Source organism: Moraxella porci DSM 25326, from assembly GCF_002014855.1.
Classification (GTDB): Bacteria; Pseudomonadota; Gammaproteobacteria; order Pseudomonadales; family Moraxellaceae; genus Moraxella; species Moraxella porci.
Map to the genome: position 1 here is coordinate 156860 of NZ_MUYV01000011.1, position 20793 is coordinate 177652.

Annotated in this window: 17 protein-coding genes; 7 read left to right on the forward strand and 10 right to left on the reverse strand. The window is 48.0% G+C overall.

What is annotated here, in order from left to right:
• Nucleotides 1-237 precede the first annotated feature (237 nt).
• The gene (locus tag B0681_RS08525; protein ID WP_078318306.1) at nt 238-732 is read right to left on the reverse strand and encodes a nuclear transport factor 2 family protein; all 495 of its coding nucleotides are present in this window, start codon (nt 730-732) and stop codon (nt 238-240) included.
• A 103-nt stretch (nt 733-835) separates the two neighbouring features.
• Between B0681_RS08525 and B0681_RS08530 the strand changes: the two genes are divergently transcribed.
• The gene (locus B0681_RS08530; protein WP_078318307.1) at nt 836-1708 is read left to right on the forward strand and encodes a LysR family transcriptional regulator; all 873 of its coding nucleotides are present in this window, start codon (nt 836-838) and stop codon (nt 1706-1708) included.
• Nucleotides 1709-1967: 259 nt separating this feature from the next.
• On the opposite strand, the gene B0681_RS08535 is transcribed toward B0681_RS08530, so the two are convergent.
• Nucleotides 1968-2561, reverse strand: coding sequence for an IMPACT family protein (locus B0681_RS08535; RefSeq protein ID WP_078318308.1), 594 nt, complete (start codon nt 2559-2561; stop codon nt 1968-1970).
• A gap of 125 nt (nt 2562-2686) precedes the next feature.
• Here B0681_RS08535 and B0681_RS08540 point away from each other — a divergent pair, with 125 nt between their 5' ends.
• From B0681_RS08540 to dapB, 5 genes are all read left to right on the forward strand, one after another.
• Complete coding sequence (locus B0681_RS08540) at nt 2687-3391, forward strand: pseudouridine synthase (RefSeq protein WP_078318309.1); 705 nt, start codon at nt 2687-2689, stop codon at nt 3389-3391.
• A gap of 10 nt (nt 3392-3401) precedes the next feature.
• Nucleotides 3402-4391, forward strand: a complete 990-nt coding sequence (locus tag B0681_RS08545; RefSeq protein WP_114144983.1) for a thioredoxin fold domain-containing protein — start codon at nt 3402-3404, stop codon at nt 4389-4391.
• Between the two features lie 251 nt (nt 4392-4642).
• Complete coding sequence (gene dnaJ, locus B0681_RS08550; RefSeq protein ID WP_078318311.1) at nt 4643-5794, forward strand: molecular chaperone DnaJ; 1152 nt, start codon at nt 4643-4645, stop codon at nt 5792-5794.
• Nucleotides 5795-5890: 96 nt separating this feature from the next.
• Entirely contained in the window at nt 5891-7090 is a 1200-nt protein-coding gene (locus B0681_RS08555) for a PLP-dependent transferase (protein WP_078318420.1), read from the forward strand.
• A 47-nt stretch (nt 7091-7137) separates the two neighbouring features.
• Complete coding sequence (dapB, locus tag B0681_RS08560; RefSeq protein ID WP_078318312.1) at nt 7138-7938, forward strand: 4-hydroxy-tetrahydrodipicolinate reductase; 801 nt, start codon at nt 7138-7140, stop codon at nt 7936-7938.
• A gap of 64 nt (nt 7939-8002) precedes the next feature.
• On the opposite strand, the gene trpB is transcribed toward dapB, so the two are convergent.
• The 5 genes from trpB to B0681_RS08585 form a co-directional block, all read right to left on the reverse strand.
• The gene (gene trpB / locus B0681_RS08565) at nt 8003-9217 is read right to left on the reverse strand and encodes a tryptophan synthase subunit beta (RefSeq protein WP_078318313.1); all 1215 of its coding nucleotides are present in this window, start codon (nt 9215-9217) and stop codon (nt 8003-8005) included.
• Between the two features lie 105 nt (nt 9218-9322).
• Entirely contained in the window at nt 9323-10435 is a 1113-nt protein-coding gene (locus B0681_RS08570; RefSeq protein ID WP_078318314.1) for a metallophosphoesterase, read from the reverse strand.
• 22 nt (nt 10436-10457) lie between these two features.
• Complete coding sequence (locus tag B0681_RS08575) at nt 10458-11423, reverse strand: YheT family hydrolase (RefSeq protein WP_078318315.1); 966 nt, start codon at nt 11421-11423, stop codon at nt 10458-10460.
• Nucleotides 11424-11570: 147 nt separating this feature from the next.
• On the reverse strand, nt 11571-12434 hold the full coding sequence (locus tag B0681_RS08580) for a DnaJ domain-containing protein (protein ID WP_078318316.1): 864 nt from the start codon (nt 12432-12434) through the stop codon (nt 11571-11573).
• Nucleotides 12435-12453: 19 nt separating this feature from the next.
• Nucleotides 12454-14397 carry an ABC-F family ATP-binding cassette domain-containing protein gene (locus B0681_RS08585; protein WP_078318317.1) on the reverse strand — a complete coding sequence of 648 codons (1944 nt, stop codon included), beginning with the start codon at nt 14395-14397 and terminating at the stop codon, nt 12454-12456.
• 176 nt (nt 14398-14573) lie between these two features.
• Between B0681_RS08585 and B0681_RS08590 the strand changes: the two genes are divergently transcribed.
• Entirely contained in the window at nt 14574-15122 is a 549-nt protein-coding gene (locus B0681_RS08590; RefSeq protein ID WP_078318318.1) for a carboxymuconolactone decarboxylase family protein, read from the forward strand.
• Between the two features lie 175 nt (nt 15123-15297).
• Here B0681_RS08590 and B0681_RS08595 read toward each other — a convergent pair whose 3' ends face one another.
• Genes B0681_RS08595 through B0681_RS08605 form a run of 3 tightly spaced genes read right to left on the reverse strand, consistent with a single transcriptional unit; the run spans nt 15298 to nt 20768 of the window.
• The gene (locus tag B0681_RS08595) at nt 15298-17991 is read right to left on the reverse strand and encodes a DEAD/DEAH box helicase (protein WP_078318319.1); all 2694 of its coding nucleotides are present in this window, start codon (nt 17989-17991) and stop codon (nt 15298-15300) included.
• A gap of 24 nt (nt 17992-18015) precedes the next feature.
• A complete protein-coding gene (locus B0681_RS08600) occupies nt 18016-19077 on the reverse strand; it encodes a PDDEXK nuclease domain-containing protein (protein WP_078318320.1) in 1062 nt (353 codons plus the stop codon).
• Nucleotides 19077-20768 carry a site-specific DNA-methyltransferase gene (locus B0681_RS08605; protein ID WP_078318321.1) on the reverse strand — a complete coding sequence of 564 codons (1692 nt, stop codon included), beginning with the start codon at nt 20766-20768 and terminating at the stop codon, nt 19077-19079. The genes B0681_RS08600 and B0681_RS08605 overlap by 1 nt, the downstream gene beginning before the upstream one ends.
• Nucleotides 20769-20793 lie beyond the last annotated feature (25 nt).

The following is a 20793-nucleotide window of genomic DNA, read 5'->3' on the forward strand; positions in this document are numbered from 1 at the left end:
GTATTTTTCAAATCATCCCATTAATTCATCAACCAATTCGGGTACGCTTTTTATTCTCACGCCACAAAGTGCGTATCGCCCTGTGAATGTACAGGTGGTGATGGATTTTTTTGTGGAAAAATGGGATGGGGGGGGGGGAGATGTTGGGCGTTTCAGGCAGCCTGAAAATATTTGCAAAATTCCCAAACAAAAACACCGCTTTTATTTCTAAAAACGGTGTTTTTACGCTTTACAAGATTAAAACATACTGCGACCACTGGCGGTTTTGGCTGGCACATTTTGCAGAACGTCCCAATGCTCTACGATTTTACCATTTTCATCAAAACGGAAAATGTCCACCACCGCACTGCCCAAGCTGTCTGGCGTTGGTTGGCTATGAATGTGCAACACCACCAAATCGCCTTCGGCAATCGCACGCTTGATGTGTGAGCGAGCTTGTGGGGCTTGGCTGACAAATCCACCAATGCCTTTGACAAAGGCGTCTTTGCCGTCCGCCACCATTGGATTGTGCTGTAAATACACATCGCCAATGTATTTATCGGCGGCTTCTTGGACTTTGTGCTGATTAAATGCCAAATCATAAAAAGCGATGGCATTGGCTTTATTGCGTTCAGTTTTGGATTGAACCACTGATTTGACGCTTGTTTCGGCTTTTTGTGCGGCACTGGATACGCTTTGGCAACCTGTTAATGCCACGCTTGCCACAAGCACCGATAAGATGAGTTTTTTCATTGGATTAGCCCTGTTTGCTTGATAAATAAGTGCATTTTAGATGATTGAAATTCAAATAAGAATAGCATAATATGGAAACTTACTTTCCAAAAATGAAAACCTTATGAACCTAAACGCCTTATCTCTATTTGTCTCTGTCGTCCAAGACGGCAGTTTATCCAAAGCATCGGAACGGCTGAATGTACCGATTGCCACCATTAGCCGTCAAATTACAGAATTAGAAAAATCGCTCAATATTCAACTATTTGACCGCAAAAAATCAGGCGTCAAGCCGACAATGGCAGGGCAAAAGCTTTATGAGCAAGTGTATCAAAACATTGATAATTTATTGCAAGTAGAAAAGGCATTCTCTGAGCATCAAGAAATTAGCGGAAAACTGCGGATTTCTACTTTTGCAGGTTTGCAAGAGGTGTGGGCGTGGGTGGATGAATTTTGTATTCAATATCCCAAAGTTCAAGTTCATTGCCAAATTACTGACCGAGTTTTGGATTTGGTGGAAGATAATATTGATTTTGCGTTTCGGGCAGGGGATTTGCATACCGATAATGCGGTGGCACGATTGGTGCTATCAGCAAAAACCAAATGCGTGGCCCATCCGCATTTATTGGCACAATACGGCACCCCGATGACGCCTGATGATTTGGTGCATTTTCCTTGTGTGGGCTTTGCCAAAGCCGAACAAAAAGAGCTGATGATTTCATTAGAAAATAAGACGCTTCATTTGCCTTATGTGTTCGCATCAAACGATGTGTATGCGGTGGCGTATTTTATCCGTCAAGGGCGTGGCATTGGTTATTTGCCCAAGCAGATGGCCAATCGCTTGATTGAAGAATATGGCTTGGTGGAAGTGTTGCACGATTACCCGATGCGGACTTATCCTGTGCATTTGTTGTATTTGAAACATCGTTATCCATCTTCGGTGATGCGTGCGTTTTTGGATTTTGTGATGGAGAAAGTGGGGTTTTACGCAGTTTAAAGTGGTTTGATGGATGCTTTGTAAGAAATTTCGTACACAGATTGCCGATTTTTGCCACTGTTTACGGCACTGTCATTTTGACATAATACGCATAACAGCAATGGAAAACGATACAGGATGTATCAAGCAAGGATGATCAGCTGTTCGTATGGAAACACCGTAAGGATGCACGCAGGATATGCACCAAAAAAGCCACAAGTGAGAACTTGTGGCTTTTGCTTTGGGAGCTGTAGTCATAAAGCTTTATCAAGCGGTATATTCAGTCATCCACCACCGCTGCATACACCCCAAGACTTGCCACAAACTCATCCACCCGTGCTGCATCCATCTGCGCATCGATGATGACATCCGTCGCATAATCCACCGAGACGATCTCGCCTGCCACCGCACCGATCAGATAGCGAACTTGGGCTTCATGGGCGAAGTTGGTGGCGATACTGATGGTTGATTTTGGTACAAATGCCGTCAGCGTCATCTGATCCACCGCCATCTGTGCAGCTGTACCATACGCACGAGTCAATCCCCCTGCCCCAAGCTTAATCCCACCAAAATACCGCACCACGATGATGATGCAGTTGCCGATTGCCTTATGCTGTAAGACATTCAAAATCGGTCTGCCTGCCGTGCCGTTTGGCTCGCCATCATCATCAAAGCCTGCACTGGTGGTGTTATTGGGATCGCCGATGATATAGCCAAAGCAGTGATGGCGTGCATCAGGATAACGCTCTCGTAAATCCGCCACATGACCCATCGCCTGCTCACGGCTATCGATGGGATAGGCGAATGCCAAAAACTCGCTTTTTTTGATTTCATAGACCGCTTCGCACGGTGCGCTTGGGGTTTGGTAGCTCACAAGGATAAGTTTGGTGGTGGATTTGCCTTATTTTCCCATACTTTAGCGATTTGTACAAATCATCAAGCATCAGCACGCTTGGCAAAAATATGCTACACTAGCATTATTTATCATTGGAAAATTTCATGCGTTTGGATAAATTTTTAAGCAAAGCCACCGAACTGTCCCGTAAAGACGCCAAAAAAGTCCTGCACGCTGGCGAAATCAGCGTCAACGGCATCACCATCAAAGACTCAAGCCACCACATCGATGTCGCTTGTGATGAAGTACTGTGGGCAGGTGAACCTTTGTCAGTCGCTGAAGGCAACCGCTATATCTTGCTGTATAAGCCGGACGGCTTTGAATGTACGCTCAAAGCCAAAGAATACCCGATTGTCACCGATTTGATCGCCGTGCCCGAAGTCGATAGCCTACGCATCGCAGGCAGGCTCGATGTCGATACCACAGGCGCTCTGCTACTGTCCGATGATGGCGCTTGGCTGCACCGTGTCACCAGTCCCAAACGCCATCAACCAAAACGCTATGAGCTGACACTCGCCGATCCAATGGATGCTGACGCACAAGCACACGCCATCAAACAAGTAGCAAACGGCATCTTGCTTGAAGGCGAAAGCGAAAAAACTCGCCCTGCCGAATTATCATTCGTCGATGAGACACACGCCGTACTGATTTTGACCGAAGGCAAATATCATCAGGTCAAGCGGATGATGGCATATTTTGGTAATAAAGTCATCGAGCTGCACCGAGCCAGCATCGGTGAGATTAGCCTAGATGGGCTTGAGATGGGTGAATGCCGCTTCCTAAAGCCTGATGAGATTGCACAGTTTTGATGATAAAACAATGAAAAACTTACATGCACTAGCACTGGCCTTATGCCTACAGATGTCTGTCGCCTCAAGTACTGCCTTAGCCGACACCATCGACCACAGCCACATCAAGCAGCTATTGAGCCAAGCAGGTCTGTCCACACCCATCACGCACATCGAGCCAAGCCACTTGACAGGCTTTGGGCAGATCACCTTGGCAGGCGGCAGTCAGCTTTTGATCAGTGATGACCTAGGCTACCTCATCCAAGGCACAGCAAGCGCCAACCCAAGTCCCATCACACCCATCGCTGCTGAAGTGCGTCGCACGCTGCCGATAGGCACCCCTGTCAGCACCGCCCATAAGCAAGCGCTGTTAGCGAACATGACCGCGATGCGCGACATCAACGACGGTGCCGCCTTTTATCATACTGGCATTAAAGGCATACTTTGGGGCATCTCAAGTCTTGGTGATACCACCTTTTTAGTGAGTGATGATGGCCGCTATCTGATGGATGGGATGATGGCCAGCCTTAAAGGCGGTAAATTTCAAGAACATACACCGATATTTGAAGCCGCCAAAAACCAACACATTCTAAGCAGCTTACAGCCGTCGATGATGGCTGTTTATCCTGCCAAAACTTCTGAACGCGCCGTACTGTATGTGGTCAGCGACATCCATTGCCCTTATTGCAAAATCCTGCACGATCGCATCGAAGAGCTGTCCTTACAAGGCATCACCACCAAGGTCATCGGCTATCCAGTCTATGATGAATCGATCGAGCCGATGCGCCAAATCTGGTGCGAATCAGACAACGCCAGACGCAGCACCCTGTTGTCTGCCGCCTTTAAAGGCATCACACCCACCCGCGCTGTCTGCCAAGGCACCGACCCGCTCGCTGACACCGCGCGGCACATTTTGGCGCTCGATGTCACCGCGACCCCTGCAGTGTATCGCGCTGATGGCAGCCTATTCACTGGTGATCTACAAGGTGAGGCATTGTATCATTTCTTAGGTCTGCGCTAAGATGCTTTTGATTTGCCATATTCAAGCCGTCTTTAGGTGCGATGTTTCATGTGAAACCTAATACCGCGCATAAACTTTCGCACCCTTAATAAGCCAAACTAATAAGCCAAACTGCCGCTATCGCTTGATCGCTGAATTTAATCCATTAAAGGCAGGCAAATTTACACAAGATTTGCCTGATTTGCCTTGATAAATGAAGCAACAAACGCCATATTTAGGGATATTTTTGTGTTTTTTATTGAGTTTTTGTCATGAGTAAAGATTTTTATAGCATTTTGGGTGTGGATAAATCCGCAGACGAAAAAGAAATCAAAAAAGCCTTTCGTAAAATTGCGATGAAATACCACCCCGACCGCAACCCAGACAACCCAGAGGCCGAAGAAAAGCTCAAAGAAGCCTCCAAGGCCTACGAAACCCTAAGCGATCCTGAAAAACGCGCGACTTATGACCGCGTCGGCCATCATGCCTATGAACAGGGCATGGGCGCAGGCGGCTTTGGCGGTGGTGGTTTTGCTGGTGGTGATTTTAATGACATCTTTGGTGATATTTTTGGCCAAGCCTTTGGCGGTGCAGGTGGTTTTGGCGGCTTTGGCGGCGGTTCAAGTCGTCGTGCCAGCCGTGGTGCGGATTTGTTGTACAACATCAGCCTGACCCTCGAAGAAGCGGTCAAAGGCTGCAAAAAACAAATCACCTTCTCAACATCTGTCACCTGTGGCACCTGTCATGGCAAAGGCGCCAAATCAGACAGCGACATCGTCACCTGTGGCACTTGTCATGGTCAAGGTCAAGTGCGGATGCAACAAGGCTTTTTTGTCATGCAGCAGACTTGCCCTGAGTGTCATGGCACCGGCAAACAAATCAAAAACCCTTGCCCTGACTGTCATGGCGAAGGCAAAAAAAGCGAACAGCAAACGCTGGAAGTCTCGATTCCTGCCGGTGTCGATAATGGCGACCGCGTGCGTCTGGCTGGTAAGGGTGAAGCAGGCGACAGCGGCATGCCTAATGGCGATCTGTATGTCGAGGTGCGTGTGCAGCCACATGATGTATTCACTCGTCGTGGCGCAGATCTGCACATGGATGTCCCTGTCTCGATGGTGACAGCGGCGCTGGGTGATGAGGTCGAAGTGCCAACCCTAGATGGCAAAATCAAAGTCAAAATCGCCGAAGGCACACAATCAGGCAAGCTACTGCGAGTGCGCGGTAAAGGCGTCACCACTGTGCGTGGACATATGCAAGGTGATTTGATTTGCCGTATCGTGGTGCAGACGCCTGTCAATCTGACTTCTGAACAAAAAGAACTGATGCGACAGCTACAAGCCAGTCTGGGCGAGAAAAATAGCGGTGAGCAGAAAAAAGGGCTTTTTGACAGACTCAAAGACGATGTCAAAGACTTGTTCGACTAATTATTTTGACTAAGTATTTAGCATCTAAGCATTTGACAAAGCCATCATATCCTCAGTATGATGGCTTTTTATTTTGGTCAATTTGGCAAATCGGATATGAAAACCCAAACCGCACTGATTCACGATCCCCGTCATGCGCCACAGTACATCGACAGCCTACAGCCACCCGTGTATCGAGCATCGACGATCGTGTTCAAGGACACCGCTCAGCTGCTTAACCGTCATTGGACAGATCGCTATGATTATAGCTATGGCACGCATGGTACGCCATCGACTTATACGCTTGGCGATCAGATTGCACGGATGGATGGCGGTGAGTATTGCTTACTTGCGCCTAGTGGTCTGTCGGCGATTAATTTGGTTAATAGCACCTTTTTAAGTACAGGCGATGAAGTCTGGCTGCCTGATAATGTCTATGGCCCAAACTCTGATCATGTAGAATTTTTACAAAATAACTATGGCATTATCCCAAAAGTCTATGATCCACTGGATGCCAGCACATTTGAGCCATCGGCACAGTGTAAGCTGATTTGGCTAGAAGCAGCAGGCTCAGTGACGCTAGAATTTCCTGATTTACAAGGACTCATCAAAAAAGCCAAAGCACATGGTATCTTAACAGCGATTGATCATACTTGGGGCGCATCGCTTGCCTTTAGTCCGTTTGCTATCGGTGATGAAGCCCTTGCTGTTGATATTGCTGTGCACGCCTTGACCAAATACCCAAGCGGCGGCGGTGATGTGTTGATGGGAAGTGTGGTGACCAAGGATAAGGCGTTGCACACCAAGCTACTACGCACGCACGCAAGACAAGGTATCAGCGTCTCCGCTGATGACTGCGCCACCGTATATCGCAGCCTGCCAAGTATGGCGATGCGCTATGCCAAGCAGTCAGAGACTTGCTTAGAATTATTAGATTTCTTAAAAAATAAACCACAAATCGCCCAAGTGCTACACCCTGCGACGGCAGACAATGCCAGCCATCAATTTTGGCAACAAAACTGCCTAACTGCCAAAAGCGCAGGGCTAGTCAGTGTCATCATGGACAAGCGCTACTCATGGGCGGATGTCTGCCGATTTGTCGATGCGCTAAAGCTATTTAAAATCGGCTTTAGTTGGGGCGGAGCGACGAGCCTTGTGATGCTGTATGACATCAAAAAAATGCGTCGGCTTACTCATCACCATCTTGCCGATGGCTATCTGGTGCGTTTTTGTATCGGGCTAGAAGATGTCAGTGATTTGATGGCAGATATCGAGCAGGCGCTCAATGTATTAAAATTGGATGAAAAAACAAATTAAAATGGGTATAATCAAACGATCAAAACAACCATCATAAGGATGTCATTATGAGTCAACTCAATATCGGTATCATGGGCGCATCAGGTCGTATGGGTCGAATGCTTATTGAGGCTACGCTGAACAATCCCAATACAGCGCTTAAAGGAGCATTCGTCCGCAGTATCTCAAGCCTAATCGGTGCAGACTCTGGGGAATTTATCGGAGTGAATAAAACAGGTGTGCCACTGTCCACCATCACACTTGATGGCGTGCAGGCGCTGATTGACTTTAGCCTACCTGAAGCGCTCGATGAAGTGCTTGATGCCTGTCTTGCGCACAAAGTGCCATTGGTGATGGGTGTCACTGGTCTGTCTGATGCCCAAGAAGCCAAGCTTAAGGCCGCCAGCGAACATATCGCCATCGTCTATGCGGGCAACTACTCAACTGGCGTCAATCTGTCGCTGAACCTACTTGCAACCACCGCACGCGTGCTTGGACTCAATGCTGACGTTGAAGTCATCGAACACCATCACAAGCACAAGATTGATGCGCCATCAGGCACAGCACTGATGATGGCAAAAGCCGTCGCCGACGCTCGTGGTCAGCATCTGCCAAACGCCCTAGTGCACGGCCGTCATGGCGCTGCCAAACGCCAAGCGGGCGATATTGGTATGCACGCCATCCGTGGTGGTGAAATCATCGGTGAGCATACGGTCGAATTCATCATGGATGGTGAAATCATCGCCATCACCCACAAAGCCCAAAGCCGCGCCACCTTTGCCACAGGTGCGGTCAGGGCTGCTGAGTGGGTCGCCACACAGCCAGCTGGTCTTTATACCATGCAAGATGTGCTTGGGCTAAAAGACTGACACAGCTAAGACAACAAAAGCGGAAAAATTACTTTCCGCTTTTTTATGCCATGCAATCAGTGCATCACACCTCAATCTGACTTAAAACAAAGTCCAAATCCTTATCACCGCGGCCGGATAGATTGACCAAGATTTTTTGGTCTTTGCCAAGCTTTTTGGCTTCACGGATGGCGAACGCCACCGCGTGCGAGCTCTCTAGCGCAGGGATGATGCCTTCCAAGCGTGATAGTAGCATAAAGGCATCTAGACACTCTTGGTCGGTGGCTGATTGATATTCCACTTGACCGCTGTCCTTAAGATAACTGTGCTGCGGCCCGACACCTGGATAATCCAGACCCGATGCAATCGAATGTACTGGTGCAGGCTCGCCATTCTCATCAAGTAGCACATAGCATTTGAACCCTTGGATTTCACCTTTGACACCCAAAGTCAAAGTCGCTGCATGACGATGATGACTGTCAAGCCCCTCGCCTGCTGGCTCAACACCGACTTTACGCACTGACCCATCATCCAAGAACGCATTGAACAACCCCAAAGCATTCGAGCCACCGCCCACACACGCCGTCACCACATCAGGCAGTCCGCCTGTCAATTTGCCAAACTGACGGCGCGCCTCATGTCCGACGATCGACTGAAAATACCCCACCATCTCAGGATAAGGGGCAGGCCCCACCACCGAACCGATGGCAAACATACTGTCATCCAGCTGGTTCAAATAGCTTTCAAACGCACTATCCACCGCTTCTTTGAGCGTGCCAGCGCCACGAGAGACAGGCACCAGTGTTGCACCCAGAATCTTCATGCGAGAGACATTCGGATGTTCTTTGGCGATATCCACGACACCCATGTGGATTTCGCACTCAAGCCCAAGTAGTGCCGCCGCTGTCGCCAGTGCCACACCATGCTGACCTGCACCTGTCTCAGCGATGACTTTTTTCTTGCCAAGTCGTTTGGCAAGTAGCACTTCGCCCAGACAGTGATTAATCTTGTGCGAGCCTGTGTGGTTCAGATCTTCACGCTTAAGATAAATCTGTGCACCGCCCAGATGCTCAGACAGTCGGCGTGCATGATAAATCGGACTTGGACGGCCGACATAGTGCAGCTGCAGCGCTTCGATTTCTTTCAAAAATCCATCATCAGCAATCATCGCACGAAAGCCATCTTCGATCTCTTGCATCGCCGCTGAGAGTGCAGGATGTCCGATTTTACCACCAAATTCACCAAATAAGCCCTCTTGGTTTGGCACGACAGTCTCATTTAATCCATACAGTTTGGTCATCATATTCCCCTTAATAAAATTGGGCGCATCATCACAATACGCCCATTCATTCTAGCGAGATTTTATAAAATGTAAAGCCAATTTTGCTCGCTCAAGACAAGGTTGTTATTTTGGTGTACTACCCACCATATCGATGATCCACACTTCAGACTGCGATCCAAGACGCAGCGGCACGCCCCACAGCCCATAGCCTGACGAGACCACCGTGTGCATATTGCCCACTTGTTCGTAGCCATAGCCGATACGATTCATCATCGCCACGATGAAATTTGCAGGGAAAATTTGCCCATTATGCGTATGTCCCGAGACTTGCAAATCAATAGGCAATTGGCTGTTTTCATCGATTTGGCTTGGGCGATGATCCAATAGAATCACCGGTTGATCGGTCTTGACCTGTTTGATCAGCTCAGCAGTCGGCAATCGCGCAGCGACATGATCATCAAATCGCCCAATCACGGACAGACTTGTGGTCTTACCATCTTTTTGGATGTCGATTTGAGCAGTTTTGTCATCGAGTAGCAGCGTGCCTGTGTCAGTGATGGCTTTGACGATGTCAGCTTGGGCTTGTCTGCGATATAGATCGTGATTGCCAAGACTTGCCACCGCCCCAAAGCCTGTCGCATCGACCACCGTCTTGAAATGACTTGCCATGCCATAGGCGTCATACGCCACCGTGTCATCATCCATCACATCACCTGGCATCAGTAGCAGATCCACTTGCTCATCATTGAGTATCCCAGCCAGCTTATCCAGATGACTAATCCCGATTAGCTCACCCAAATGCAAATCGCTCACCACAGCGATACGCACAGGCACTGGCATCGGCTTATCAATGCTGATACTTAAGTGGCGAACTGTTGGCGTATAGACATTATACAGACCAAGTGCGATCAAGCCGATAAAGCTTGCCACACCAAAAACTCTCAGACCATGCCCAAGCGTGATGCCAAACCTAGACGCCAAAACGCCTATCACCAAAGTCAGCGCCATCGCCAATATCGCGATCCACAGCACACTCAGATAGCTCATGCCGATGCGAAACGAACCTGTGATGAGCAGCAGCAAAATGACATTACTGATGACAAACAGCCCGATCATCACCGCCTTTAAGATTGCATCGGACGCCCACGGACGCACGAGCCACTGCACGCCTGATGCCAGTGCATAAGTACACAGCTGAAATAAAATGGCAACCACCGCCATAAAGAAAATACGCATCACGCCTGCCTATGGATAATTATTAATTATTATTAAAAAATGATAAAGCGGAATTGGCAACAAAGCTTAGGTCAAATTGGCGCGTTTTATAATCATAATCCAAAAACCCAATATGCCCACCATACAAAGTGTCAAGCAAAGTGACTTGGTTTGACACATCGCCTGCTGTCGCTGTTAAACCCAAAAACGGATCATCTTTGGCGGTGATGATCAGCGTTGGGCGTGCCACATCGACCAGATAAGGCAATGCCGATGCTTGGCGGTAGTAGTCATTTTTTGAGCGATAACCGTGGCGTGGTGCGGTAAAGACATCATCAAAGTCGCCCATGCGTTTGGCGCGCTTAAGCAGCTTGATTTCATCAGCACTTAAGCGATTCTCCAGCGCTTTTTTGACGATGGGATTTAGCAGATATGGCGTATAAATATGTCTGCCCAACAGTCGCTCCATCGCCATCGATGCTGATGATAGATCCACAGGCGCTGAGACGACGACCGCTTTTTGGCACAGTGCCGATGTGCCGTATTCACCCATATATTTGGCCAGTGCATTGCCGCCCAGTGAGACGCCGATGGCGTAGATGGTGGCAAATTTATTGGATAGATATTCTAAATAATGATGCACCTCTTTGGTATCACCTGCATTATAAAATACATCGCCTGACACCGCCACGCCACCACACGAGCGAAAATGCGCCACCACAAAATGATATCCCTTATCCTGCACTGCTCTTGCCAAGGTGCGCGCATAATGGCTTTGGCTTGAGCCTTCCATCCCATGAAACAGCACCACCAGCGGCGTGTGATATTTGCCATCATCACCGATGGCTTCATCCGTCAAAAGATAGTCAAACGCCACATCACTTTGATTAAACGAATCTTTGATCAAGGTACGCTCATAATTTGGCTCAAATTTAACCAAAAATTTTGGCAAAATTGTTTGCAGATGCGGATTACGCAGCCATAAAGGCGGGTTAAAGGTTGTTAGCATGGAGATCTCTTTATCAATGGGAAATTTGCACAGAGGCAGTGCGGTAGTTGATGGTGGCGATGGGCTGCTTTTTCTAGAGCGGCGCGGTTCGTTTGGTCAAATTTTGGGCAGTTATCAGAAAAAACCCACCAAGCTGTCGTCATGTCATCATGCATCCAGCTCGAACACCACCACCAAATCACCAGCGCCATCGTCACTTGGCAAACCTCGACCGCTTAGGCGAACACTCGTCGGATAATATGCATGGGCAGGTACGCTAAGCTGTAGTGACAACGGCGGTGGCAACTGTACTTGCGTACCGATCATCGCCTCTGTCGTGCTGATACGCACGGTATAATAGACATCTTTGTCACGCACCTGCACATCGGGTGTATCGATCGCGATGCGAATGCGGTAAGTGCGATCAGCATCGATCACTTGGATCACCTCACCATGACCGATGCCTTTGGGCAGCGTAGTTTGTAGCTGACGCCCATCCACCCAAAGGCTGATTTGTCCGCCTTGATAAGCCGTGCTTAGGCTGATGGCACAAAGCGGCAAATCATCAGGCAAGTCCATCGATTGCGCTTGTGCCAGCTTGTGCCACAGCCGCTTGGCGTGCTTGATGGCGTGTCCTGCCAAGCGACCTGCTTGCACACCCAGCTGATCGTGAAACTCAGGCGATAGTCGCGACTTAAGCGCTTGCCCCACTTTGTTCGCATGGCGATGGGCAAAGCCCTCGATCTTCTCTGTCAGCTGGCGTTTTTTGTCCGCAAGCCACAGCTTTTGGTGATGCTCCATCAGCTTGTTATCATAGCGTTGTCGCATATCAGCATCTTTGAGCGTGGCATAGGCGGCGTTTAGCAGACTTGCCATCTCATCATCCGGCTTGCCATCTGCTCTGTCAGGATGATGACGAGCGATTTGACTGCGATAAGCACGCTTGATAGTGGTGACATCAGCCGACTTTGTCACGCCAAGTAATTGATAATAATCAACAAAATGATCAGACTGCCCAGAATGTTTTGTCATCTTATGCCATCATGTCTTGTTATGCCAACTCTGTTTCAAGCGTCTCAAGCTCATCCATCGCCGCAAGCATGGTCTCTTCGGTACTGTCGATTTTGGCTTTGATATCGCTTTGTTCGTTTAATAATTCTAATAACTTTGACTTATTAGCATCATCATACAGACCGCTGTCAGACAGATCATTTTCGATGACATCAAGTCTGCTACCTAGCATCTCAAGTTCGCTTTCAAGCTTAGCAATCTGCTTACGCAGGGGTGCGGTCTGTTCACGGATTTGGGCATTTTTTTTGCGTCGCTCTTCTTTACTCAGCCCATCATTGGCAGAGGTCTGTGCTTGCGGTGTGACGCACTCGGGTTTGGCGACTTCTTTTTGTTCTTTGTGGGCAAGCTGCCGCTCTTGGCGAGCTTTTTTGAGATGTTCGGCATAATCGCTCATATCACCGACAAACTCCGTGCAGCGACCATCTGCCACAAGCCACAGCTCATCACACACCGACAAGATCAAATCACGATCATGCGACACCAAAATCAATGCACCTGCAAAGTCTTGCAGTGCAAGCATCAATGCATTTCGCATCTGCAGATCCAGATGGTTGGTCGGCTCATCGAGCACCAAGACATTGGGGCGTTGCCACACTAATAACGCCAGCATCAGCCGTGCTCGCTCACCACCTGAGAACAATCGGCTGACCGTATCAATCCGCTCACCCCGAAAATCAAAACTGCCCAAAAACGCTCGCAAATCCGCATCCGATGTCTGCCCTGCAATGCGTCTTAACATCACCATCGGCGTGGCATCATCATCTAGGCTGTCCATCTGATGCTGATTAAAATAACCAAGCTTTAGTGTCTCTGAAACCTTATGTACACCGCTTATCAGTGGCAGCTCACCGACCAATGCTTTGATCAATGTGGATTTGCCAGCACCATTTGCCCCAAGGATACCCATACGGACACTTGGGGTGATTTGTAAGTTTATCTTAGAAATCATCGGTACACCATCATAGCCGATGGTCGCATTATCTAGGCTAATCAGCGGGGATGCCATGTGCGATGGCTCATAAAACTTAAAACTAAACGCACTATCCGCCATCACAGGACTCAGCTCAGTCATACGATCAAGCTGTTTGATACGGCTTTGGGCTTGCTTGGCCTTGGTCGCCTTGGCACGAAAACGGCGGATATAGTCTTCTAGATGCGATCGCACGGCTTGTTGTTTTTCGTAGGCTTGTTGTTCTTGGGCAAGTCTTTCGGCACGCGTACGGACAAATTGGCTATAATTGCCTGTATATAAAGTGATTTTGCCCTGTTCAATGTGTAAAATATGTCCACAAATCGCATCCAAAAATGCTTGGTCATGACTGATCAGTAAAACAAGCCCATCGAACTTTTGCAACCACTCTTCAAGCCACAAAATCGCATCCAAATCCAAATGGTTGGTCGGCTCGTCAAGCAGTAGTACATCAGCGCGGTGCATCAAGGTGCGAGCCAGATTTAGACGCATCCGCCAGCCCCCTGAGAACATCGCCACCGCCTTGGTATGCTCAGCTTCACCAAAACCAAGCCCTGATAAAATCATCGCCGCCTTAGCACGAGTGCGATAGCCATCAATCTCTTCAAAACGCTGATAAATTGGCGCAATCTCATCGGCAGACAGTGCATCTTGGCGACTGATTTTGTCATTGAGCTGCCACCATTCGGCATCGCCAGACAGTACATAGTCGATGGCAAGCATATCGGTGGCGTGAATCTCTTGTGCCATATGGGCGATCTGCCATGACGACGGCATCGAGACCTGCCCAAGATCGGTGGCATATTCACCCAAGATGGTGGCAAACAAGGTGGATTTGCCCGTGCCATTATTGCCCGTCAGACCGATTTTTTGTCCTTTGTGTAATTGTAAATTGACATCACTAAATAGCAGTCGCCCTTCTCGGCGTACCGCCACATCTTTAAATTCAATCATGCTGTGTATCTACTGGTAAATAATGGCTTATTTTAGCACATTTGACTTATAATGCAGATAAAGTGGCGTACAAATCAGCCATCACTGACAAATTTATCCAAGACCCCCTTGCAAAAGCCCATCACCATCCCTATACTAATCCCATCTTTCACTTAACTTTTTATAAGGAAAACAAGATGGCTCGTCTAACCGTCAACACCCTAGAAACCGCCCCAGAAAAAGCCAAAGAGCGTATAGAAATGGTACAAAAAGCCAATGGCTTTATCCCAAATCTAATCGGTGTGTTGGCAAACTCGCCACAAGCACTTGAAATGTATCAAGAAGTTGGCAAAATCAACAGCAAAAGCAGCCTAACTCCCGAAGAAATCGAAGTGGTACAAATCACCGCAGCAGCGCACAATGGCTGTGATTTTTGTGTGGCAGGTCATACCAAAATCGGTACCCTAAAGCTAAAAATGCCTGAAAACGTGCTAAACGCTTTGCGTGCTCGCACCACCATCGAAGACAACGCCAAATATCAAGCCTTGGCACAGTTCACCATGCAGCTGATTGATAAGCGTGGCAAAGTGTCTGATGAAGAATTGGCAGCCATCAAAGCCGCCGGCTACAGCGAACAAAACATCCTAGATGTGGTGCTGGGCGTGGCGCTAGCAACTTTGTGCAACTATGCCAACAATGTCGCCCAAAACGACATCAACCCAGAACTACAGGCGTATGCGCCATAAGTTGGGACGACCCATCAGTGATGGCTGATGGCGATGAATGCCAAAAAACACCCCAAAGGTTGTCTAACTTTTGGGGTGCGGTTCAAGGCCAAGGTGTTTTTTAATAATCATATTTTAGCGATGTCACACAACAAAGCTGTCTTTGCTGGAGCGTCGCCTATCAAATACCCAATTTTTAGTCATATTTTCGCTCAAACCTCAAAAAATCCTCCAGTCTTTTTGCTTCGTCCACTTCATCGTGGGCAATCAGCAGATATTTCCACGGTTTACCGCCGTGCTGCACAGCATAGTCTGTTGCCTGTTTACACCAAGCAGTTGCCGCTTCGGCTTTGGCTTGCACTTCGGCGTTTTGCATATCGGTACGAGCTTTGGTTTCTACCATCAAGATATCGTTTTGTGTTTCCGCCACAAAATCAGGTTGGTATTCTGCTTGTTCATTTCCCTGTTTATAATAAATTTGAAACTGCCCCAAAGCGGGTTTAAACCATTTTTGTGCATCACGTTCCAAAATCACGGCAAATCGGCGCTCGGTGTCGGAATCAAATTTTTGTAATGGATACAGACATTTTTGAAATCCACCAAACAGCATTTGCTTGAGGCGGCTTTTATCCGTAACCGTATCGCGCACCGAACGCACCGGCTCGTTTGCCGATGCGGTGTAATGGCAGGGTTTGAGCGCGGTAAATCCGCGGCTGACATGCGCTTCATAATGTGTGGCTTTTTCCCAGAAATGTACCATCATTTGCGCATGGATTTCCCGCGCAATCAATCGGCGGTTTTTATCCAACACATCTAGCGTCTCTTGTTCGGAAAGATAACTGCGTAAATGCTGTACCATTTGTCCTGCCAAATCATACAACAGTTCTGCTTGAGTAAAATAATCAATATCTTCAAAATCAACCAGTGCATGCACGATATAGTCTTCAGGACGTTTTTCAACCAAACCAAGCTCCGCAGACAAACTGCTTTGTTCATCGGTATGCAGGTTGTGAATCAGAATCTCGCGCGCCCCTGGTTGTAAATGTAGATTGCTCACATCCAAGCTAAATGGATAAAATCCTGTACTAATCTCTCCACTTGGTATTACAGTAATCCTTGGAATATCAATAGTTTGACTCACTAACACTTGTGTTGTCCTGGCAACAATCGCGGCAACATCAGGTAATTCATCTACGAATAATTCATCTTGCATACCTTGCAATTGTTGTTTCACTTCTTCGGTGATTTTTGCCTGAATATCCGCTTGTAATAAGGTTTGCGAAGTCGGCGCTTGTTGCGGGCGGGCTTCGTATCGGGCAGCGGCTTCCATCACCTTACGGGCAATTTGCTTTTCCGCCTCACTGGTAAATATCGGCTGATACGCTTCTGCGTTGTGCGCAACATCGTTTTCAGACGGCCTATCCGCCAGGCCCAAACGGCTTTCTATGCCACTGGATACGGTAACGCTCACTTTTTGTTCATCCGCTCCCGCCGGCTCCAAAATCACCTGTTGCAAGCGCAATACCGAATCGCCTTTGTTGGCTTCATCAATGATTTCTTGAAAGCGGTCGTGCGCCACAATATTAAGTCTATCCACCACTTCCACGCCAGTGCGTTTACCATAAGGCAGGCGCAAGCCGCGCCCGATACTTTGCTCAATCAAAGTACGTGCATTAGCAGCACGCAGCGGCACAATGGTATAAAGATTGGTAACGTCCCAGCCTTCTTTAAGCATATTGACGTGAATCACGATTTCGGTCGGCTCGTCCACGCTTTCCACCGCCAACAGCCGCGCAATCATCTCTTCCTCGTCTTTGCCTGATTTACTCGAATCCACCTGAATTACTTTGCCCTGATAACGCCCATTATAAAAATTGTCCGATTCCAATAAAGACAATAGTTGTGCAGCGTGGGTAGTATCGCGGGCAATCACCAGCATAAAGGGTTTCACCACCGCCACGCCGTTTTCCCGCGCAAAGGTTAAAAGCTCCACCTTGGTGTTTTCATGTAGGCGTACACCGTCTTCCAGCTTGATTTTTTCAATCTCTTCTGGTGTATGGTTTTTGGCGTTGAAATTACGCTGCGTAACCACCGCTGGCATTTTTACAAAGCCATCCTCCATCGCCCGCGCCAAAGGGTAATCCATCACCACGTTTTTAAACGGAATCGGCACTTTGGTTGATTCCACAAATGGCGTAGCGGTCAATTCTAAGCCCAGTAACGGACTCAATTCATTAATCGCTCTCATTCCTGCTTGGGCACGATAGCGATGCGATTCGTCCATCAACAGTACCAAATCGGGCAGATTCGCCAGATAGTTGAAATAACTATCGCCCAATACTTCACGCATCCGCTTGATACGCGGCTCTTTGCCACCACGTACTTCGGAATTGATTTTGGAAATATTGAAAATATTGATCCGCACCTCGGTAAAGAAATCCGCCATGCCGATGCTTTGCTGCTCGTAGTTATCACCAGTAATCACACGTGGCGGATTGATAGCAAATTCGCCAATGCCCTTGAACACATATTTCGGCGTATTGGGCGAAAAATCGCCGATCAGCTTGTTATAAATCGTCAGGTTCGGCGCCAGCACAAAGAAATTGTTGATGCCATATGCCAAATGCAGATAGGCGATAAACGCCCCCATCAAACGGGTTTTGCCCACCCCTGTTGCCAAGGCAAAACACAGCGACGGAAAATCGCGTTCAAACTCCTGCAAGGTCGGAAATTCGGCTTTCAGCGTTTCAAGCACCGCCGCGACATCACGCTCATGTTTCAGCATTTGGGGCGCGGCATCCAGCGCTTGTTTCAGTTTCGCCAGACTTTCTGCCTGCGGTGCACGCAATGACAAGCGCCCGTTAATATGGTTTTGAATTCTTGTGGTCATTTTTATCTCTTGTCTTTATTTGAACTATCCGGAAATTTCGGAAACTTGCCCGTCTTCATCCTGCCAATCAGACAATTCGCTTTCCAGCTGTTCCACTGTCGGCAAATTGGTTACCAACGGTTCCGGCAAGGCTCGTACCAGTTCATATTCGGCAATGCCTATCGGCTTATCGATACCAGACAAAGCATATTCCGCCACCAAACGGTTTTGCGTTTTGCACAACAACAAACCAATGGTGGGGTGGTCATCAGGGGCTTTAATTTGTGCATCGACCGCCGCCAAATAAAAATTCAACTGCCCTGCATGCTCTGGCTTAAATGCCGTGGCTTTTAATTCCACCACCACATAGCATTTCAAACGCGTGTGGTAGAACAGCAAATCAATAAAAAACTCATCGCCGTTGACTTCCAAACGATATTGCCGCCCCACAAAAGCAAAACCACTGCCCAATTCCAACAAAAAACGGGTAATATGCTGCACCAATGCCTGCTCAATATCGCGCTCATGCGCTTCCTCCCCCAAACCCAAAAAATCAAACAAATAAGGGTCTTTTAGGGTTTCTTGTGCCAAAGCAGAAGTTGGCGCAGGTAAGCGGGCGGTAAAATTGGTAACCGCCTGCCCTTGCCGTTCATGCAAGCGGTTTTTGATATGGATTTCCAAAGTGGCGCGAGACCAACTTTCCGCCAAGGCTTTTTGCACATAAAACAAACGGGCTTCGGCATTTTTTACCCGATTAAGCAATAATACATTATGCCCCCACGGTAATTGTCCAACAGCTTGTTGGACAATTTGTTCATCAGTCCAAGCCTCGGCAAAAGCGCGCATATACAGCAAGTTCGCGCGCGAAAACCCCTTCATTTCTGGAAATGCTTCACGCAAATCACGCCCCAAACGGTCAATCACTTTGCTGCCCCAGCCTTGTGCCGCTTGTCGCTCCAAAATATCCCGCCCGATATGCCAATACAGGGAAATCAGCTCGGCATTGGCCGCCAAAACCGCTTTTTGCCGCGCCGCCAGCACCCGCCCTTTGATTTCAGTAAGCCATTGCCCGTAATCGACGGGCAACAACGGATTTTCTTTACTCATCACCCGCTTCCCCCCGCAAACAAATCCTCCTGATTTTCGACCGCACTTTTGCCTTTTGCAGTTTTGGCGCGGTTTTCAGGCAGCTTTTCAGACGGCATCGGTTCAGGCTCCGCCATCGGTAGGTTGGCGACGTTCAAACTATAATCATCGTGCCCCCATTCGCAGCGCGCCAGTACCATTTTCGGGATTTTTTTCAAAGAAAGATTAGCGAAACGCTCCGCCGCCTGTGCCGCAGTGATACCGCGCCAAGCGGCACAACACACCAACAGGCTTTGATTTTCACCCACCTCATCCGACAGCGCCTGCAACTGCTCGGCAGACAAAGTTTGTGTCGTTACATAAATAAAATCGCGCTCGCTGGAGTAGCCATGCTGCCACCACAAGGTTTCAGATGGTTTGCAAGTAAAGCCCTCCAGCTTGGCAAGCGCTTCGGCAAGCATTTCAGGGTTATAGTCGGGGTTGATAATCGGATTGTCCCACGCATCGTTCACAATCAAGGTCGGCGCTAAGCGGTAATAACGAAAACCGCCGCCGCCCTGCCAATTCACCGCCTTGGAAATCCCACCCTGATCCGTGCCGTCAATCACCTTTTGCAGACGCGGAATAATATGCGTATGGCAATGCTCGCCCAACTCCACCATAATCCAGCGCCGCCCCATTTTATGGGCAACCGCGCCTGTGGTGCCACTGCCAGCGAAAGAGTCTAGGACAAGATCGCCAGGGTTGGTGGCTATGTGGATAATGCGTTGTAAGAGTTTTTCAGGCTTTGGAGTGTCAAATACATCTTTGGAATTAAATTGTTTAACTTCTTTTTTGGCATCTTGATTATTTCCAACGTCAGTATGTAACCATACCGTTAAAGGAACCAACCCCTGTTTTACTTCACTCAAAAAAGTTTTAATTCTTGGTACATTTCCACCATTTTTACCAAACCAAATTCTATTATCTGCTACCAATTCATCAAATTTTTCTTTGGATATTGACCAACATCTACTTTCAGCAGGGCGAACAACTTTTCCAGATGGTGTTGTAATAGGGTAATCCGTGCTTTCAGAATAAGTTCTTACACTCATATCAGAAGAAGCCCACACGCCCCTAGGATCATCATCAGGATTAGAATACCTACTATCTGTTGAATCATTTCTAGCTAATAAATTAGGTCGCCAAATTTCTTTATTTTTAGAATACACTAAAATATGATCATGATTGTCAGACAGCCATTTCGCATCATTTTGTGGTGAGAACTTTTTTTGCCAAATCGCATTGGAAATAAAATTCCCCCGCCCAAACACCTCATCACACAACACCTTTAAATAATGCGCTTCATTGTCATCAATGGTAATCCATAGCGAACCATCTTCAGAAAGTAACCGCTTGATAATCTCCAAACGGTCGCGCATCAATCCCAGCCAAATCGAATGCTCCAGTCCGTCATCATAATGGGCAAACGCGCTGCCGGTGTTATACGGCGGGTCGATAAACACACACTTCACCTTACCCGCAAACTCTTGTTCCAATGCCTTAAGAGCTAGCAAGTTATCGCCAAAAATCAATCGATTATCAAAAATCGCCTGCTCCGAACGCGTCGGCGCATGATACGACCTCGCCGCTTCCTCCAACAAAATCCGCGCTTCAAGCTTCGGGCGCTTGTCCTTGCCTATCCAAGTGAGTTCTAGTTTTTGGTTTTTCATGTGCTTCTATCTCATCTACTAAAAA

Bases quoted from the DNA above. Each gene is read 5' to 3' on its own strand.
- B0681_RS08530 (WP_078318307.1), top strand. From the start codon at position 836: ATGAACCTAAACGCCTTATCTCTATTTGTCTCTGTCGTCCAAGACGGC.
- dapB (WP_078318312.1), top strand. From the start codon at position 7,138: ATGAGTCAACTCAATATCGGTATCATGGGCGCATCAGGTCGTATGGGT.
- B0681_RS08545 (WP_114144983.1), top strand. From the start codon at position 3,402: ATGAAAAACTTACATGCACTAGCACTGGCCTTATGCCTACAGATGTCT.
- B0681_RS08585 (WP_078318317.1), bottom strand. From the start codon at position 14,397: ATGATTGAATTTAAAGATGTGGCGGTACGCCGAGAAGGGCGACTGCTA.
- B0681_RS08590 (WP_078318318.1), top strand. From the start codon at position 14,574: ATGGCTCGTCTAACCGTCAACACCCTAGAAACCGCCCCAGAAAAAGCC.
- B0681_RS08570 (WP_078318314.1), bottom strand. From the start codon at position 10,435: ATGCGTATTTTCTTTATGGCGGTGGTTGCCATTTTATTTCAGCTGTGT.
- B0681_RS08600 (WP_078318320.1), bottom strand. From the start codon at position 19,077: ATGAGTAAAGAAAATCCGTTGTTGCCCGTCGATTACGGGCAATGGCTT.
- B0681_RS08525 (WP_078318306.1), bottom strand. From the start codon at position 732: ATGAAAAAACTCATCTTATCGGTGCTTGTGGCAAGCGTGGCATTAACA.
- B0681_RS08580 (WP_078318316.1), bottom strand. From the start codon at position 12,434: ATGACAAAACATTCTGGGCAGTCTGATCATTTTGTTGATTATTATCAA.
- B0681_RS08555 (WP_078318420.1), top strand. From the start codon at position 5,891: ATGAAAACCCAAACCGCACTGATTCACGATCCCCGTCATGCGCCACAG.
- B0681_RS08595 (WP_078318319.1), bottom strand. From the start codon at position 17,991: ATGACCACAAGAATTCAAAACCATATTAACGGGCGCTTGTCATTGCGT.
- B0681_RS08605 (WP_078318321.1), bottom strand. From the start codon at position 20,768: ATGAAAAACCAAAAACTAGAACTCACTTGGATAGGCAAGGACAAGCGC.
- trpB (WP_078318313.1), bottom strand. From the start codon at position 9,217: ATGACCAAACTGTATGGATTAAATGAGACTGTCGTGCCAAACCAAGAG.
- B0681_RS08575 (WP_078318315.1), bottom strand. From the start codon at position 11,423: ATGCTAACAACCTTTAACCCGCCTTTATGGCTGCGTAATCCGCATCTG.
- dnaJ (WP_078318311.1), top strand. From the start codon at position 4,643: ATGAGTAAAGATTTTTATAGCATTTTGGGTGTGGATAAATCCGCAGAC.
- B0681_RS08540 (WP_078318309.1), top strand. From the start codon at position 2,687: ATGCGTTTGGATAAATTTTTAAGCAAAGCCACCGAACTGTCCCGTAAA.